This window comes from Olivibacter sp. XZL3, assembly GCF_004368405.1.
Classification (GTDB): Bacteria; Bacteroidota; Bacteroidia; order Sphingobacteriales; family Sphingobacteriaceae; genus Olivibacter.
Window position 1 is genome coordinate 63,491 of sequence record NZ_SBJH01000072.1, and the last position, 16,609, is coordinate 80,099.

Here is a 16,609-nt window from a genome sequence, read left to right on the forward strand (position 1 = left end):
AAAACCAATGATAAACACCGCGCAATGAACCGAAAGAAATATTATCCTTGGTTAGTAGTAGCCTTACTGTGGGTAGTGGCTCTATTGAATTACCTCGATCGGCAAATGCTGGCCACGATGAAACCCGCCATGCAGGTTGACATCACGGAACTGAAACTGGCTACGAATTTTGGCCACCTCATGGCGGTCTTTTTATGGATTTATGGTATAATGAGTCCCCTTGCGGGTATGATAGCCGACAAAACGAATCGTAAATGGTTGATCGTTGGTAGCTTGTTTGTTTGGTCGGGCGTCACATTTGGTATGGGCTATGCAAGCACTTATCATCAGCTTTATGTTTTAAGGGCTATTATGGGGGTTAGTGAAGCTTTGTATATTCCTGCCGGTCTTTCGCTTATCGCCGATTATCATCAAAAGCGGACCCGCTCTTTGGCCGTAGGCTTACATATGACAGGGCTTTATTTCGGGCAGGCACTGGGAGGTTTCGGGGCTACAATTGCCAGCAATACCTCCTGGCAGGCTACTTTTCATACCTTTGGTTACATCGGTATGGCTTATGCGCTGGTGCTGGTATGGCTATTGAAAGAATATAGACCCACGGCAACGACACCACCTACCGTTACAAGAACACCTTTCAGTGGGCTGTCGGTTTTGTTGCGGAACGGCTCCTTCTGGATGATCTTACTGTATTTTGCCATTCCCAGTTTGCCGGGTTGGGCTACGAAGAATTGGCTTCCTACCTTGTTTTCGAATAATCTGAATATCCCAATGGCAGCGGCCGGGCCTTTATCGACGATTACAATTGCCGGGTCGTCTTTTGTGGGGGTCATTTTTGGTGGGATGCTATCGGATGCCTGGGTGAATAAGCATATAAAAGGACGGATTTATTGCAGTGCGATCGGACTGGGTTTAACGGTACCTGCGCTGCTACTTTTGGGCTTCGGAAACAGCTTGCTGTTTGTGCTATTGGCAGCGCTGGGTTTTGGCCTGGGCTTCGGTATGTTCGATGCAAACAATATGCCGATCCTTTGTCAGTTCGTCGACACCAAACATCGGGCAACGGCTTACGGCTTAATGAATATGGTGGGGGTATTTTCCGGGGCGTTTATTACGGATCTTCTGGGAAGATTTGTTGATTCAGGCCATCTGGGGCGTGCTTTCGCAGTGCTGGCTTTTATTGTTTTAGCTGTTGTACTCCTGCAATTATCACTACTAAAACCGACCACAAATGATTTTCAAGAAGAATAAGATAAAGCAAGGTGTTTGCTTTTTTATGATCTGCTGCTTGTATGTGTTTAAAAGCGGCGCTACCGAGGTGATGAAGGTAGCTTGTATGGGTAATTCGGTTACTTATGGATATGGTTTGCAGGACCCTTCTGTACAATCGTATCCGGCGCAATTACAGCAGTTACTGGGATCGAAATATCAGGTCGGTAATTTTGGCCATAGTGGGGCAACCTTATTAAAAAACGGACATAATCCTTATTTCAAGACGCAGGAATTTTTGGATGCATCGGCTTTTAAGCCGGATGTCGCCATCGTCCATCTCGGCTTGAATGATACGGATCCGCGTAATTGGCCCCATTACCGGGATCAGTTTGAGCGGGATTATCATTGGCTGCTTGATACCTTACAGGAGGTAAATCCAAAGGTAAAGCTTTATGTGTGCGTGTTAACGCCCATTTTTAGCGGTCATCCCCGCTTTAAATCGGGTACTTTTGAGTGGTATAAGCAAATTCAGAAACTGCTGCCCCTTATTGCCAAAACACATCAGGCTCAATTGATCAACCTAAAGGAACCTTTGCATAGCCGACCCGATTTGTTTCCGGATAACCTGCATCCGAATGAAGAGGGTGCTGAAATTATTGCCAAAACGGTCTTTAAAAAAATAACGGGAAATTACGGTGGTTTACAACTGCCAAGGGTATTTGCCGATCATATGGTGCTGCAGCGCGAAAGGCCTATTCATATTTATGGAATAGCGAATTCCGGGCAGCGCGTGGAAGTCCGTTTGGGCGAGGAGCAAGGCATGGCAGAAGCCGACGAGAACGGGTGTTGGACCGTATCATTGCGCGCAAGGGAAGCGGGAGGGCCTTATCAGCTGCTTGTGCGGAGTGAAAATCGAAATATCGTGCTAAGGGACATTTTAGTGGGTGATGTATGGTTGTGTAGCGGGCAATCGAATATGGCTTTTCCGCTGCGGGCTGCCCAAGGGGGAGCGATGCTTGCACAGCAGGCAGACAGCAGCATGAATTTACGCTTGTATCAGCTTCAAGGGGCCACGCCCACGAGTGATAAGGCCTGGTCTAAAGAAGATCTCAGGAAGACGAACGCATTGCAGTATTTTAACGGCATATGGAAGCGGGTGAACGCGGTAGATGCCGCGAGCTTCTCGGCCATTGGCTATGTCTTCGGTAACAGATTGCAACAGGAAACGGGCGTACCGATTGGCTTGATACAGCTTGCGGTAGGTGGCTCGGGGATCGAGTCGTGGATAGATCGCTGCAGCCTGGAGAATGATCCGCTGCTGGTGGATATGCTCAATAACTGGCGGAAATCTGATTTTATTATGGACTGGAATCGCGGGAGGGCTGATGTGAATTTAAAGTTTGCAACAAATCCCGGGCAAAGGCACCCTTACGAACCGGCCTATAATTTTGAAGCAGGTGTGGCGCTATTAAGGGATTTTACGATCAAAGGGGTTATTTGGTACCAGGGTGAAAGCAATGTGCATAATCCGGAGCTTTATACGAAACTTTTCAAGACCTTCATTCAGGGTTGGCGTCGGTTTTTTAATCAGGATAGCCTGCCTTTTTATTATGTGCAACTTACTAGTATAGGCCGGCCGGCATGGCCATATTTTAGGGATGTACAAAGGCGTCTTCAGCAGGAGATTCCGAATACGTGGATGGCTATCAGTGCTGATGTTGGTGATTCATTGAATGTACATCCGACCAACAAGATTCCGGTTGGCGAACGTTTGGCCAATTTGGCATTGGCGCATAGTTATGGTCGGGATATCTTGGCGGATGCACCTGAAGTAAAGGAAATGAACCGAGGGGGAGCGGTTTTGAATCTATATTTTACCACCGACTTGAAAACGGCTGACGGTAAGCCGGTAAAGGACTTTGAATGGATTGACACGAAAGGAAATGTGCTACCCACAGCGGTGGAGATACAGCATAATATAATACGGATCGAAGTACCTAAAGGTGTTTTTCCAAAGGCACTCCGTTATGCCTGGCAGCCTTTCACACGCGCGAATCTGGTTAGCGAGCAGGGGGTGCCGGTATCGACATTTAGCATGGATATAACTGAATAACATGATGTACACGATAGAAGAGCTAAAGGCATTGAAACAGTTTTATAAGAACCAACTGTTGCATGATACCGTTCCATTTTGGTTTCCGCGGTCTTATGATGAGGAAAATGGTGGTTTTCTGTTGATGCGCGATCAGGACGGTAGTTTAATTGATGATGATAAGGCGGTTTGGATTCAGGGACGGGCTACGTGGTTACTGGCGACACTTTACAATACAATAGAAAAGCGAGAAGAATGGTTGAAAGGCGCAAAGCTTGGATATGACTTCTTGATGAAGCATTGCTTTGATCAGGATGGACGGATGTTCTTCCATGTGACCCGATCGGGCGAACCGATTCGGAAACGCCGTTATTTTTTCTCGGAAACTTTTGCGGTGATTGCTTTAGCCGCTTACGCCAAAGCAAGCGGGAGTAAGGAGGCTGCTGATTACGCCCGCACGCTGTTCGGTAGCTGTTTGCGCTATGCTTCCGGTGAGCTTCAATTGCCAGCCAAGTTTATGAATACGCGACCTTCGAAGGGTATCGGCGTACCGATGATTATGATGAATACGGCGCAGCAGTTACGGGGAATTATCGGTGATGAACGTTGCGACCAAGCGATCAGTAATTGGATCAGTGAAATTGAATCGGATTTTGTGAAAGATGATATCCGATGTGTGATGGAGCAGGTGGCACCTGATGGTCGTATCATTGATCATATAGATGGCCGGACCTTAAATCCGGGGCACGCAATTGAAGGAGCCTGGTTTATATTGCATGAGGCGAAACACCGGAACAATGATCCGGCATTGATTCAGCTGGGATGTAGGATGCTTGATTATATGTGGGAAAGGGGATGGGATAAAGAACAGGGTGGTATTTTATATTTCAGCGATGTATATGGTAAACCGGTACAGGAGTATTGGCAGGATATGAAATTCTGGTGGCCACAAAATGAGGCCATCATTGCTACTTTGCTTGCTTACTTGATGACGGGGAACGAAAAGTATGCGCAATGGCACCGCATGATCCATGAATATGCGTATGGACATTTTCATGATCGGGTGCATGGCGAATGGTTTGGTTATCTTCATCGGGATGGCCGCCTTGCGCAGACGGCCAAAGGAAATTTGTTTAAGGGGCCCTTTCATCTACCTCGGCAAGAGTGGTACTGCTATTTACTGCTGGATGAATATTTACGTAAAACAAGATAAAATAAGAGAATATGATCAAAAAATCGATGGTGGTAGCCTGGTGTATGCTGCTATTGCAGCAGATGAGCTTTGCAAAGGAAAAGATTGAGGGATTGCCGGAAGATACTACTGCTGAAAAGGCAGTTTTTGTTTCTGAAAGGGAAGGATATCAAAGCTATCGGATTCCCGCCATTATTAAACTTAAAAATGGCGATTTACTCGCGTTTTGCGAGGGCAGGGTGGCTCATGCGGGTGACTTTGGGGATATCGACATTGTGATGAAACGGAGTGCCGATAACGGAAAAACCTGGAACACCTTGCAAAAGGTGGTCGATTACGGCGATTTACAAGCGGGCAATCCGGCGCCAGTAGTGGATTTAACGGATCCTGCTTATCCGCAAGGCCGTATTTTTTTGTTTTATAATACGGGTAATAATCATGAGGGTGAGGTGCGCCGGGGAAAAGGGGTACGTGAGGTATGGTATGTTACTTCCACGGATCACGGACAAACATGGTCTGAACCTGTGAATATTACACTGCAGACGCATCGACCCAATCAACCCGCTTTTAATCCTGCTTACCGTTTTAAGGAGGATTGGCGCAGTTATGCGAATACGCCCGGACATGCGGTGCAGCTCGAGGCCGGGAAGTTTAAGGGAAGGATCTTTATTGCGGCCAACCATTCTGCCGGCATGCCACAAGATGCGTTCAAAGACTACCGGGCACATGGTTATTATACGGATGATCATGGGAAGACGTTTAAACTGGGTGAGAGCGTTTCGTTTGAAGGGGGGAATGAGTCGATGGCGGCTGAGTTGACTGGAGGCAGGCTCTTGATGAACACCCGTAACCAGCAGGGACAGGTGCGAAATAGAATCGTGAGTATCAGTAAGGATGGGGGGGCGACTTGGGACACTACCTTTTATGATAAGCAATTGCCGGATCCGGTTAATCAGGGAAGTGTGCTTTCCTTTTTAGATAAGAGAAATCGGATACTGGCTTTCTGTAATGCGGCAGCTACGCAGAACCGCGACAGCCTGACCTTACGTTTGAGCAAAGATGATGGTCAACATTGGTTTTATAATAAGCGGGTTGCCACGGCCCCTCTTGCTTATAAAGGTGGTTATGCAGCTTATTCTGATCTTGTTCGACTTGGGAAGAGAACCGTTGGTATATTATACGAGAAAGACAACTATAAGTCGATTGTTTTTATTCCGGTTAAATGGAAATAAAGCGGCGCCAAATGAAGATGAACCGATTTAAAAAGTTAAGAACCTTATTCTTTTTCTTGTTTTATCTAACGGTAGTTAAGTCCGAGGTCGTGCAAGCAGAGTTGGCCTTAATACCTTATCCGCAGGAGGTGAAATGGACCAAAAGCCAGTTTACTTTAAATCGACCACTGACAATCGTCGTCGAGGATTCGCTCAAGTTCAGGCATGAGTTAACGCTATTAGCTCAATTACTTGCGTCGCATGGCTTTGATACCCGCTTTGCGCAAAGTGTAACGAATGAACCCTGTTTGGAGCTGCGGCTGGGAACGGTGGAGGCACCGATTAACAGTGAAGAGGCCTATGAACTTGAAGTTACCGGTAATAACGTGCGGATAGAAGCGAACCGGGCTAAAGGGATTTTTTATGCTATACAAACGTTCAGGCAACTTATCACAGATAAAGGGACTGTGCCGACCTGTAAAATAAAGGACTGGCCTGCATTTGCATGGAGAGGTTACTTGGTTGATGTCGGGCGAAACTACCAGACCATGAGGTTGCTGAAAAAGCAACTGGATGTGATGGCGGCTTATAAAATGAATATTTTCCATTTCCATTTTACGGAAGATATAGCCTGGCGCTTGGCAAGTGAAGCATTCCCTGTCTTAACGGATGCCACGAACATGCTGCGTTGGCCAGGGAATTACTATACGGAAGCGGAATTCAGGGAACTGATTGCTTATGCTAATGAACGTCATATTACGTTAGTGCCGGAAATTGATATGCCGGGACATAGCGGGGCTTTTGAAAGAGCGTTAGGGGTAAATATGCAGTCGGCACGGGGCATGCAATATATCAAACGCTTATTAACCGAATTTTGTGCAAACTACGATTTGCCGTATATCCATATTGGCGGGGATGAAGTAAAAATTACCAATCCGAACTTTCTGCCGGAGATGGTCGGTTTTTTGGATAGCTTGGGAAAGCGAACCATTGGATGGGAGCCGGGGGGGAATCTGCCACAGCAAACCATCCGCCAACTTTGGATGGGGGGTCCTCAGCCTGTAGCGGATACGGCTGCTGCCCGTTACATCGACTCAAGGCATCTTTACATTAATCATATGGATCCGCTGGAGTCTGTAACGACGTTATTCTTTCGTCGCATAGGAGAACAGGTGCAGGGAAATGATCGATTGTTGGGGGGTACCTTATGCTGCTGGCCGGACCGCGCAGTTGGGAAAGAAACGGCTGTACTATTGCAGAATGCGGTATATCTGGCCTTGCTAACTTTTGCTGAACGCAGTTGGAGGGGAGGGGGCACACCTGAATGGCGGTGCAATATTGACAATATAACGACGGCGGAGGGGCATGCTTTTGCAGGTTTTGAAGATCGGCTATTGACGCATAAAAAAAAGTACTTCAGAAATCTTCCTTTTCCTTATGTAAAGCAAAGTGATTTGATCTGGCAGTTTTACGGGCCTTATGAAAACGATGGAAACTCGGAGGCGCGCTTTGCGCCGGAAATGGCCAAGGGTTATGATCATCAAAAAGCTGCTTTTGAAGCCGTGGGAGGAACCTTAATCTTGCGGCACTGGTGGGCTGATATTCTTCAGGGATTGGTGCCGAATCCGCAGGAACAAACAACCTGGTATGCCCGCACGAAAGTTTGGAGTGATCAGGATCAAATACGGGCCTTTTGGATTGGCTTCAATGATTTGTCACGCTCTTATGCGTCCGATTCTCCGGCTTCGAATACCTGGGACGATCGCGGCAGTTGTCTTTGGGTTAATCATCAATTGATAGAACCTCCGCGCTGGATACAGGCGGGAATGAAAGGCGATCTGGAAAAGCCGCTGCGAGATGAAGGTTATACGTTCAGAGAGCCTACTAGGATTTATTTAAAAAGGGGTTGGAATGAGGTATTGGTAAAACTACCGGTTAATCGTTTCAAGGGAAAGGATTGGCAAAATCCGGTGAAATGGATGTTTACGTTTGTTCCGCTCCGTAAGGACTGATTTTTAAAAAAATGGAGATAAAATTAATTTATAGTCTCCCGATATCTCTCCAGCTTAATACCTTATATTTTGTGCGCTCTTGATTTTCATCACCGCCGTAAATTAAGGTTTTGTTCACGGGTTGTGGACTTGCCAGCTCAGCGAAATAGTCCATATTAGTGAAAAGCTTTGGTGTAACGGCTTGTGTGGCTTTTACTTTGAATTTTGAAAATACATGAAATTTATTTTGAATTTACATGGAGTAAACTTTGAAAATACATAAGATAAATTCCGAATTTGCATAGCTAATAGTGTGTTTGTTTAAAGTGCGCCATTAATAAAAAAAACTTTTAACCAAGGCAGACAGAATGGAAATTCCATCTGCCTTGGTTAAAAGCTATCGGCAGCGACGTTTATTATTATAAATTCCTATCCGTATTTAGTCTGCTTTCATTGCCGATGGGCTCTGCTTCCACATCGGTTTTACGTACGCTGTCCCGAATGGTCTCCTCTTTTTCTTCCACCTCTTTTTTTAGATTAACTTCTTCTACCACTCGGGCTTCCTTAGACACAACAGGGACTTCCTCGTGTTCGGTAATTTCTATCGAGCCTTCCTGGAAGGTCTTAAAATCGGCCTCGGTAGCCGGTCTGTCAACCGGAGTCCGATCAACAATCACATGTTCTCGCCTTAAGCGGATACTTTCTTCAACCGGTCGGTTAATAATTGTACTCCGTAAGCGCACACCGCCGGTTTCGACTTCCTGCTTTCCTACATGCATTTCTTCTTCAATAACCGGGATAGACGCCGATCCTGCAAGATCTGTTGATGTATCTGTCGTAGCACCCCGATATTTTTCGGCATATTCATTAACATCAACCGCTCCATAATTATCTAAAACGCGGCCGGCAACTTCGGCTTCGTCGGCGCTCATGGCATGCACGGTGACAACCGTACCATTACGGCTGGCTTCCGTGTAACGGGCAACGTCCTCCTCTTTATCACCAAAGAGATTCGTAAAAAAATCGCCCATTTTATCAAAAAAATCTTCATCCCTTTCTGGTTCTTCGCCTGCTTGGGAATAGTTAGTGGCGATATCGATATTCGCTTCAGTAAATCCGTTGGCAAGTAAATATTTTTTTGCCTCTTGTGCTTCACTCGTATACTGAAATACGCCTATTACTGTATGTGACATAACTTTTCTTTTTTAATGTTTCCAACTTCAACTTTACCACTGATCTTGATGATCAGTACCGTAATGAATAGGCCAATACCTGTGCCATTATTTTTGTCTTTTCACTGTGACCTCTTCTTTTTGAAGGCTTTCTTTTACTTCCACAATCTCTTCCGTTTTCTGCTTGGTAATATGTATTTCTTCGGTAAGCATCAGCCGTTTTTCTACCACTAGCACCTCTCTGACAACCGAAATGATCGTTTTATCACCTTCTTGTCTAATAGGGGGAGGTGGGGTGTCTATATACGTGTTGAAGACTTTTTTTTCTACGATAACTTTTTCCTTACTTACCGGCACTTCAATAATGGCCTCATCTTTGTATGTGCTCTTCGAAATGTGTACACTTCCGGTCTTTACTGTCTTCTTTTCTACACGTAGCTGTTCTTCAATTACGGGCAGGCTTATCTTTTGATCTTTAGCTAAGTTGACGGAGAAGATTTTATGCTCGCTCTTATCCTCGCTTTTATTTTTTTCGTCCATTTTCTTATATTCCTTCCTTCGGCGCTAACCGATGTTTATACTTGATGGCTTTATTGCTGTTTTTAAAACTGGATAGCATCGGAAAAGTTTGAGGTGGAAACCGCATTTTTAGTGGTTAGCCAGGAGGCTTTCTTTTTGGAAGAAGGTCTGCCTCAACCGAGGCCCAGAAGTTTATTTATCTGAGACAGCCTAGTTAATTGGGGATGAATGATCGTTATATCGTTTGTCCGAAAGTTAGTAGATTGTTATCCGGATCTAGCAGTGAAAATTCTTTTTGTCCCCACGGCTTTGTTTGAAGATGGCCTGCGGGATGTATGGCGACCTTGTTCCTTAATAGCTCTTCGTATAATGCTTCAATATTGTCGGTCCGGATATAAACCTGTCCGTAATTCGTTTTCGGATCAAGTGCTTCAAATGCAAAAAAATGAATTTGGATACGATCTTTTTCAACCATGAGATACTCTTGGTAGTCGGCATGCCCGAATTCCTTAAAACCTAACCGGTTTAGGTAGAAATCCTTTGTTGCGGCTTTATTTCGCATCGGCAGCTTTGGGTTTATATCGGTTAGCATATACTACGTTTTTAATTTTGTTTTCTAAATCTTCAAGGATACATAGAAATTGAAACTGCAAGATAATATAAAGTGTTGTTCCAAGCAAGCATCTTTTCCGGTGCCGCTACTAGGAGGTATCGATAAACCTGTACATGATCAAACTCTTGCCGGCGTGGGTCAATTATTTAGTTGGCGACAAATAGGTCATACCACCATCAACAAGGAGTTCAGCACCAAGCATAAACGAAGAATCATCAGAAGCTAGAAAAACTGCTGTTTTACCAATGTCAGATGGTTGCCCAATTCTGCCTATCGGCATTTCGTCTGCCCAGTATTTTTTTACAGCTTCAAGTTGTTCCGTAGGAACAAACCTCTCAAATACCGGTGTATCTGTTGTGCCTGGCGTTATTACGTTTACTCTGATTTTTCTGCCTAAAAGGTCGTTCGAAAATCCTTTTGCAAAATGGATTACAGCCGCCTTGGTAGCGCCATAAAGCGTAAAATTGGAATATGCCCGATGCGCTGCGTTTGACCCGAGAAGAATAATAGAACCACCATCATTCATATACGGCAGTCCTTTATGAACAGTGAAATAAACACTTTTCAGGTTTAAATTCATCGTCTTGTCATAGTCGGATTCGCCAATATCTTCCACAGAACCAAATGCTGCTCCTGTAACTGCACCGCCGGCATTGGCTACGATCACGTCTATTTTACCAAACTTTTCAGATGTTTCTTTAAATACTCGTTCCAAGTCGGCAAGGTTGGTTACATCGGCATTGATCGCTATAAAGTTATCTCCAAGCTGAGCTACAGAACGATCTAATGTTTCCTGATTTCTGCCAACAATAACTCCTTTAGCACCTTCATTTTTAAATTCTTGGGCAATGCCAAACCCAATGCCACTATTACCACCTGTAATAACTGCTACTTTGTTTATTAATCTACTCATTACTATATATTTTTAAATCTGTTCGCAAAGGTATTATCAATAGTTTATCTTTGTAACTATTATAGTATATTCTGGTTACTATTGGGTAACTACAATTTTTTATATATGAGAGACGACAGGTTTTGCAATTCGCATTGCCCATTTACGCGAGCTATTGGCACTATTGGCAATAAATGGAAACCAATAATCATAGATGTTATTGGCAATCGTACCATTCGTTTTGGTCAGCTAGATTCCATTATACCACTCATTTCAAGGAAAGTACTGACCGAACAACTAAAAGAGTTGGAAGAGGATGGACTATTGGAAAGATTGGCCTATAAGGAGATACCGCCAAGGGTAGAATATAAGCTGTCTGAAAAAGGCTTAGCTTTTTTGCCGATTTTAGAAAATATAAAAGAATGGAACTTAAAATATGAAGTAGCTCCAATGTCTCTCAATGGGCCGACATAAAAAAAAGGCCATCCGTTTGGATTGGCCTTTTTGTACTGAAGGCGGGAATCGAACCCGCACTCGCTTTTGGGCGAACAGGATTTTAAGTCCTGCGTGTCTACCAGTTCCACCACTTCAGCAGCTATAGTAGCTTTTAAAATTAAAATCCTTTCCCGAGAGAAAGGATTCGGAGCGAAAGACGAGGTTCGAACTCGCGACCTCAACCTTGGCAAGGTTGCGCTCTACCAACTGAGCTACTTTCGCTTGTTTTGACCTTTTTGAGGTCGTTTTTTCCGTTTTGGTGATGCAAATATAGGCAGTTTTACATTTCCAGCAAATTATTTTTTAAAAAAATGTAAAGTATTTTATAAGTTATTGTGACTCAGGATATCAAAAATCAGGTCGTTTTCGTAGCCTTTGGATAGCGCATATTGCACGAGTTTATTTTTCCTTTTATAGGGGTCGGACTCTTTCAAAATCGCTGCTTTTTTCTCCAGCAAGGCCTCTAATTTCTCCAGATACTCCTCGGGGGGGATGGCCTTCAGGGCATCCTGAATGAGTCGTGGCGATACCCTATGCATTTTGAGTCCCTGCTTAATCCGTATTCTTCCCCATCCTTTGAGCTTGAATTTTCCGGAGGTGTAGGCTAGGGCAAAGCGCTCCTCATTTAAAAAGTTCTCGGTAATCAGGTCGGCAATGGTTTCTTCCACCTCACCCTGGTGCAGTCCCCAGGCATAGAGCTTATCGCGCACTTCCTGCTGACTGCGTTCCTGATAAGCGCAGTAGCTTTCTGCTTTTAATTTTGCTTCGCGCTTGGTATAAATCTTGGGTTTTATCGCTCGCTCATCATCCATGCTTCTAAAATCGCAAAAAATTGGCGTATTCCTAAAAAATACTCAATTTTGGACAGTCCGGTGAAGAGGATAAAAGACATTCAGTCCAAGCAGATGAGCAATAAGGTTTACAATATAAAAGAGATCGCCGATGTTATTGGCGCGACGTCTATCCAATTGGTCGACCCCGCTGCCGTGATTAATACCTTAGCATACGATAGCCGTAAAATAACGAACTCCAGGCAGGCGCTGTTCTTTGCGCTCGTCGGCAGGAGAGACGGCCACCAGTTTTTACAGGAGGCCTATCGGTCGGGAGTGCGGAATTTTGTGGTGCATGCGGAGGCTTTTGAGATTGCGGACTGCCCCCACAGCAATTGGCTTGTCGTACCGAATACCTTGCACGCGTTACAGTTGCTAGCCGCCTATCATCGCAGGCAATTCGATTATCCCGTGATTGCCATTACGGGAAGTAATGGTAAAACCATTGTGAAAGAATGGCTATATCAGCTGCTGTCGCCGGAATACGAGATCGTTCGGAGTCCGAAAAGCTACAACTCCCAACTGGGCGTGCCGCTGTCGCTCTGGCAAATGGATGCGCAGCATAACCTGGCTATTATTGAGGCAGGGATCAGCAAAGTCGGCGAAATGGAAGCTATTGAGGTGATGGTGAAGCCGACGCTGGGCGTGTTGACGAATATCGGCCATGCGCACGACGATGGTTTCGCTTCAATCCAAGAGAAAACACGTGAAAAGTTGAGGCTTTTTAGCGTTGCCGACATGGTGGTGTATAATCCAACATACGTGGATGCCACAATAGCGGTACCCGGCAGGCAGCATTTTACCTGGACGATCGGGGAGGGAGCCACGTTATCGGTTGATGCGCATTGGCAGGCGAAAGCCCAGCGATATGTGCTGGAAGCAAATGTTGAGGGACAAGCGCAGCGCTTAACGGTGCCCTTTACGGATAGGGCCTCCATAGAAAACCTGATTTGCTGTTGGGCGGTGATGTTGGTAATGGGCTATGAAATGCCGGTTATTATGAGCCGTTTGCAGACGCTTCTGCCGATAAGTATGCGCTTGGAATTGAAAAAGGGAATCAATAACTGCTCTATCATCGACGATTCTTATAGCAATGATTTATCGTCTTTATTGATTGCTTTAGATTTTCTGAAGCAGCAGCGGCAGCATCCTCATCGAACGGTGATACTCTCGGATTTGCCGATAGCCGCACAGGATACAAGGGCGCTTTATGTTAAGATTGCAACGATGCTGGAGGGAAAGGGAATCGATCGGTTGGTCGGTGTTGGCGAGCACCTTCGGCAACAGGCGGCCTTATTCCAGATGGACGCTCAGTTTTTTGACACGACGGAGGAGCTACTTGCGCATCTCCCACAGCTCGGGATTCAGAACAGTACCGTGCTGATCAAGGGAAGCCGTGTTTTTGGCTTCGAAAGGGTAAGCAGGGCGCTTACTTTACAAACGCATGAAACGACGCTCGAAATTAACTTGAATGCCTTAGAGCATAACCTTAATACCTACAAGACGCTGTTAAAGCCGGGTACGAAATTAATGGTGATGGTAAAGGCTTTTTCCTACGGAAGTGGCAGTTTTGAAATTGCCAATCTGTTGCAATTTAATAAGGTGGATTACCTGACTGTTGCCTACGTTGACGAAGGGATTGCGCTTCGGAAAAGTGGCATTACGCTTCCGATTGTGGTGATGAGTCCGGGGCCGGAGACTTTCGAGCAGCTGATTGCTTACCAGCTGGAGCCGGAAATATACAGCTTTGCAGAACTGGAAGCCTTTATGAGCAGCTTGTCGCCTGCAGGGCCAGCGCCTTATCCGATACATATTAAGGTCGATACGGGGATGCATCGACTGGGATTTGAGCCGGATGACCTGAGCGAACTGCTGACAAAGTTGAAAAGCAGCGATAAAATCATCGTAAAAAGTGTATTTTCGCATTTAGCGGCAAGCGGTAGCCCGGAACATGACGCTTTTACGCTGGAACAGATCGGTTTATTTGATTCGTTTACAAAAAACTTAGCCTCTGGCCTGGGATATCATTTTGTCAGACATATAGCGAACACGTCTGCGATTTCCCGTTTTCCGCAAGCGCAGTTCGATATGGTGCGTTTAGGGATTGGATTGTACGGCGTATCTGCCGACGATTACCGTGCCTTGCCGCTACAGTCTGTAGCTCGCCTTCGCACCGGAATTACACAGATTAAGCGGATAAAAGAAGGCGACACCGTGGGCTATAACAGAAAAGGGCGTTTGAACGGGGAAGGGACGATTGCTACGGTAAAAATCGGTTATGCGGATGGTTATAGTCGGCGCTTCGGAAATGGCGTAGGCAAAATGCGTATAAAAGGGCATCTGGTGCCTACCGTAGGCGATATTTGCATGGATATGTGCATGTTGGATGTTACTGGCATTGATGTTGCAGTGGGTGAAGAAGTGTTGGTGATGGGAGATGAGCTGTCGCCGGAATACCTGGCAAAGGCAATTGGCACCATCCCGTACGAAATCCTGACGGGTATTTCGCAACGTGTAAGACGCATATATTACTATGAATAAATTCTAAACCATAAAAATGTCGAATAGAGCATTAGTGAGATTGTTGTTTAACTACCTGATTAAAGGGGTGTTGTTTTTAGTGCCATTAGCGGGCGCCTTACTGTTGATTTTCTGGATTGTAGCGACCATTGATTCTGCGTTAAACCTTAGCTGGCTGATTCGCGACGAAACCGGACAGCCGCTGTATATACCGGGTTTAGGCATTGTGATCATGGTGCTCATCCTAATCTTGGCGGGCGTGGTGGTGACAAACTTTATTACAGAACCGTTCTATAACCGTTTGTACAAGTTGCTGAATCGGGTGCCTTTGTTTAATACCTTGTACTCTTCGATCAAGGACTTTACCGAGGCCTTTGTGGGCGATGAGAAAAAATTCAATGAACCGGTTTTGGTGGAAGTGAATGAAACGGGCCTTAAAAAGATCGGTTTTTTAACACAGCATGACCTACGCAAGATTCATTTGCCTGAAGATGTGATTGTTTATTTCCCGTATTCTTACTCTTTTGCGGGACAGGTATGTGTGGTGAAAGCCAAGCGCGTTACACCGCTCAAAATGAGTGCGACCGACGCCATGAAGTTGGTAGTTTCGGGCGGGGTAAGTGGATTGGAACACGATGATGACCTGAAAAATGTGAAACCTTTCGCCGCTGATTAATCCACCTTCTTGCAGGAGACAACCAACAGTTGGTTGTCCGGCCCGGTGCAGAAAAATAGATACCGATTGCCACCGTCCTTGATTTTATGTCTTTTTTTTAACTCCTCGGGTTTTAGTGGAAAGTTGCGGGTAGATACATTGCCCTGAAGGGGCTTTTTGTTCTTTTTGAAGTCGCTATACGCTTCGGTCGTTTCGATTTCAAAACTACGGCCGATGAAGTCTTTATTAAGCTCCTTGGAGGTGTAAAGGTGGGTATGCTGATGCAGCTTGGATAAACCGAAACGGACGGCGGTATACCGGAAACACCCCGCTTTTAGGAGCGCAGCATCGGGCTCATATAAGTACTTTTCCGGATCTTGAAAGCTAGGATGACTTGTTTTTTCAAGTAGCTCATCGAACTCCAAAACCTGCACTGCTGGTCCGTTTAATGCGGCGCAATGAAAGGTGATGGGATGGTCGTCCTTTTTTTCGTCTATGACAAAAAGTAGTTCTTTACACTCATTGCGCACGCTGATGATGTAGATAGCGCTTAAGTCCGCAAGCTCGTTAATGGCAGCCTGAATGTCTAAAAGCGGTGCTGCTTTGATGATGAGCGTTTTGCCTTTCTGCTTAAGCAGGGAGCTGTTCTTTACGACATCGGGTTCGCAATCGCTCAATTTAAACACCTTTTGCTGTTTGACCCTTCGGGACGGGTCGATGTAAATGAAGTCGAAAACCTCGTCGGTCGACCGTAGGTATTCCAGGCCATCCTTGGCGAGAAATTCGATATTCTTTGCTTGCAGCTGCCTTGCATTCTGTGCAGCGATGGCCGATAGCGATTCGTTGATTTCACAATGAACCACCCGTGCGGCACGCTGAGCGAAATAATAGCTGTCGACACCAAAGCCGCCGGTGAGATCAATCACGGAGCTGCCGGAGGTAATTAATTCACTTTTGTAATGCGCTGTAAGCGCGGAGGAGGACTGTTCGATCGCTAATAAGCTTGGGTAATAAATGCCTGCAGTTTCAAACCACAAAGGAAGCTTCTTACGGCATCGTCTCATGCCATCCAATTGATTGGCTAACTCCGCCGGACTGACCTCCGGAAACGGGCTTTTCTGCAAAGCAAGTGCCGCCGGCGCTGTGTCAATACGTGCCCGTAAAAAATGCTGTACTGCTGCTGTTAAAATCGCTTCATTCATTTTAGCTTTCAGATAT

The 16,609-nt window shown here is 45.5% G+C and carries 15 protein-coding genes and 2 tRNA genes; 8 read left to right on the forward strand and 9 right to left on the reverse strand.

From position 1 onward, the window contains the following. Positions 1–24 precede the first annotated feature (24 nt). From EPX21_RS16925 to EPX21_RS16945, 5 genes are read left to right on the forward strand one after another with little or no spacing between them, the layout of a single operon-like run. Positions 25–1,248: an MFS transporter gene (locus EPX21_RS16925; protein ID WP_134090873.1), complete on the forward strand. Its 1,224-nt coding sequence runs from the start codon at positions 25–27 to the stop codon at positions 1,246–1,248. After that, on the forward strand, positions 1,229–3,322 hold the full coding sequence (locus EPX21_RS16930) for a GDSL-type esterase/lipase family protein (RefSeq protein WP_134090874.1): 2,094 nt from the start codon (positions 1,229–1,231) through the stop codon (positions 3,320–3,322). The genes EPX21_RS16925 and EPX21_RS16930 overlap by 20 nt, the downstream gene beginning before the upstream one ends. A 1-nt stretch (position 3,323) precedes the next feature. Beyond that, a complete protein-coding gene (locus tag EPX21_RS16935; RefSeq protein WP_130855043.1) occupies positions 3,324–4,514 on the forward strand; it encodes an AGE family epimerase/isomerase in 1,191 nt (396 codons plus the stop codon). A gap of 11 nt (positions 4,515–4,525) precedes the next feature. Beyond that, positions 4,526–5,725, forward strand: a complete 1,200-nt coding sequence (locus EPX21_RS16940) for an exo-alpha-sialidase (protein WP_240768711.1) — start codon at positions 4,526–4,528, stop codon at positions 5,723–5,725. An 11-nt stretch (positions 5,726–5,736) separates the two neighbouring features. Next, positions 5,737–7,716 carry a beta-N-acetylhexosaminidase gene (locus EPX21_RS16945; RefSeq protein WP_240768712.1) on the forward strand — a complete coding sequence of 660 codons (1,980 nt, stop codon included), beginning with the start codon at positions 5,737–5,739 and terminating at the stop codon, positions 7,714–7,716. Between the two features lie 28 nt (positions 7,717–7,744). On the opposite strand, the gene EPX21_RS23295 is transcribed toward EPX21_RS16945, so the two are convergent. The 5 genes from EPX21_RS23295 to EPX21_RS16970 all read right to left on the reverse strand — a co-directional run bounded on the left by EPX21_RS23295 (position 7,745) and on the right by EPX21_RS16970 (position 10,912). Continuing rightward, positions 7,745–7,870, reverse strand: coding sequence for a hypothetical protein (locus EPX21_RS23295; RefSeq protein WP_255502217.1), 126 nt, complete (start codon positions 7,868–7,870; stop codon positions 7,745–7,747). Positions 7,871–8,114: 244 nt separating this feature from the next. Then, entirely contained in the window at positions 8,115–8,888 is a 774-nt protein-coding gene (locus EPX21_RS16955; RefSeq protein ID WP_134090875.1) for a YsnF/AvaK domain-containing protein, read from the reverse strand. A gap of 87 nt (positions 8,889–8,975) precedes the next feature. Next, positions 8,976–9,407, reverse strand: coding sequence for a YsnF/AvaK domain-containing protein (locus EPX21_RS16960; protein ID WP_134090876.1), 432 nt, complete (start codon positions 9,405–9,407; stop codon positions 8,976–8,978). A 214-nt stretch (positions 9,408–9,621) separates the two neighbouring features. Beyond that, positions 9,622–9,978 (reverse strand): VOC family protein, encoded by a 357-nt coding sequence (locus EPX21_RS16965; protein ID WP_134090877.1) that lies wholly within the window; start codon positions 9,976–9,978, stop codon positions 9,622–9,624. Positions 9,979–10,141: 163 nt separating this feature from the next. Further along, on the reverse strand, positions 10,142–10,912 hold the full coding sequence (locus EPX21_RS16970) for an SDR family NAD(P)-dependent oxidoreductase (RefSeq protein ID WP_134090878.1): 771 nt from the start codon (positions 10,910–10,912) through the stop codon (positions 10,142–10,144). Between the two features lie 105 nt (positions 10,913–11,017). Here EPX21_RS16970 and EPX21_RS16975 point away from each other — a divergent pair, with 105 nt between their 5' ends. After that, positions 11,018–11,365, forward strand: a complete 348-nt coding sequence (locus EPX21_RS16975; protein WP_134090879.1) for a helix-turn-helix domain-containing protein — start codon at positions 11,018–11,020, stop codon at positions 11,363–11,365. Between the two features lie 33 nt (positions 11,366–11,398). Here EPX21_RS16975 and EPX21_RS16980 read toward each other — a convergent pair. The 3 genes from EPX21_RS16980 to EPX21_RS16990 all read right to left on the reverse strand — a co-directional run bounded on the left by EPX21_RS16980 (position 11,399) and on the right by EPX21_RS16990 (position 12,198). Then, positions 11,399–11,484: transfer RNA gene (locus tag EPX21_RS16980), tRNA-Leu, on the reverse strand. Positions 11,485–11,535: 51 nt separating this feature from the next. Then, positions 11,536–11,608, reverse strand: a tRNA-Gly gene (locus EPX21_RS16985). A 101-nt stretch (positions 11,609–11,709) separates the two neighbouring features. Continuing rightward, complete coding sequence (locus tag EPX21_RS16990) at positions 11,710–12,198, reverse strand: regulatory protein RecX (protein WP_134090880.1); 489 nt, start codon at positions 12,196–12,198, stop codon at positions 11,710–11,712. Between the two features lie 93 nt (positions 12,199–12,291). On the opposite strand from EPX21_RS16990, the gene EPX21_RS16995 reads away from it, so the two are divergent. Together EPX21_RS16995 and EPX21_RS17000 are read left to right on the forward strand one after the other, a co-directional pair. Next, positions 12,292–14,757 (forward strand): bifunctional UDP-N-acetylmuramoyl-tripeptide:D-alanyl-D-alanine ligase/alanine racemase, encoded by a 2,466-nt coding sequence (locus EPX21_RS16995; protein ID WP_134090881.1) that lies wholly within the window; start codon positions 12,292–12,294, stop codon positions 14,755–14,757. A 16-nt stretch (positions 14,758–14,773) separates the two neighbouring features. Further along, on the forward strand, positions 14,774–15,412 hold the full coding sequence (locus EPX21_RS17000; protein ID WP_134090882.1) for a DUF502 domain-containing protein: 639 nt from the start codon (positions 14,774–14,776) through the stop codon (positions 15,410–15,412). On the opposite strand, the gene EPX21_RS17005 is transcribed toward EPX21_RS17000, so the two are convergent. Next, positions 15,409–16,593 (reverse strand): class I SAM-dependent methyltransferase, encoded by a 1,185-nt coding sequence (locus EPX21_RS17005; protein ID WP_134090883.1) that lies wholly within the window; start codon positions 16,591–16,593, stop codon positions 15,409–15,411. The two genes, EPX21_RS17000 and EPX21_RS17005, sit on opposite strands and share 4 nt — an antisense overlap. Between the last annotated feature and the right edge of the window lie 16 nt (positions 16,594–16,609).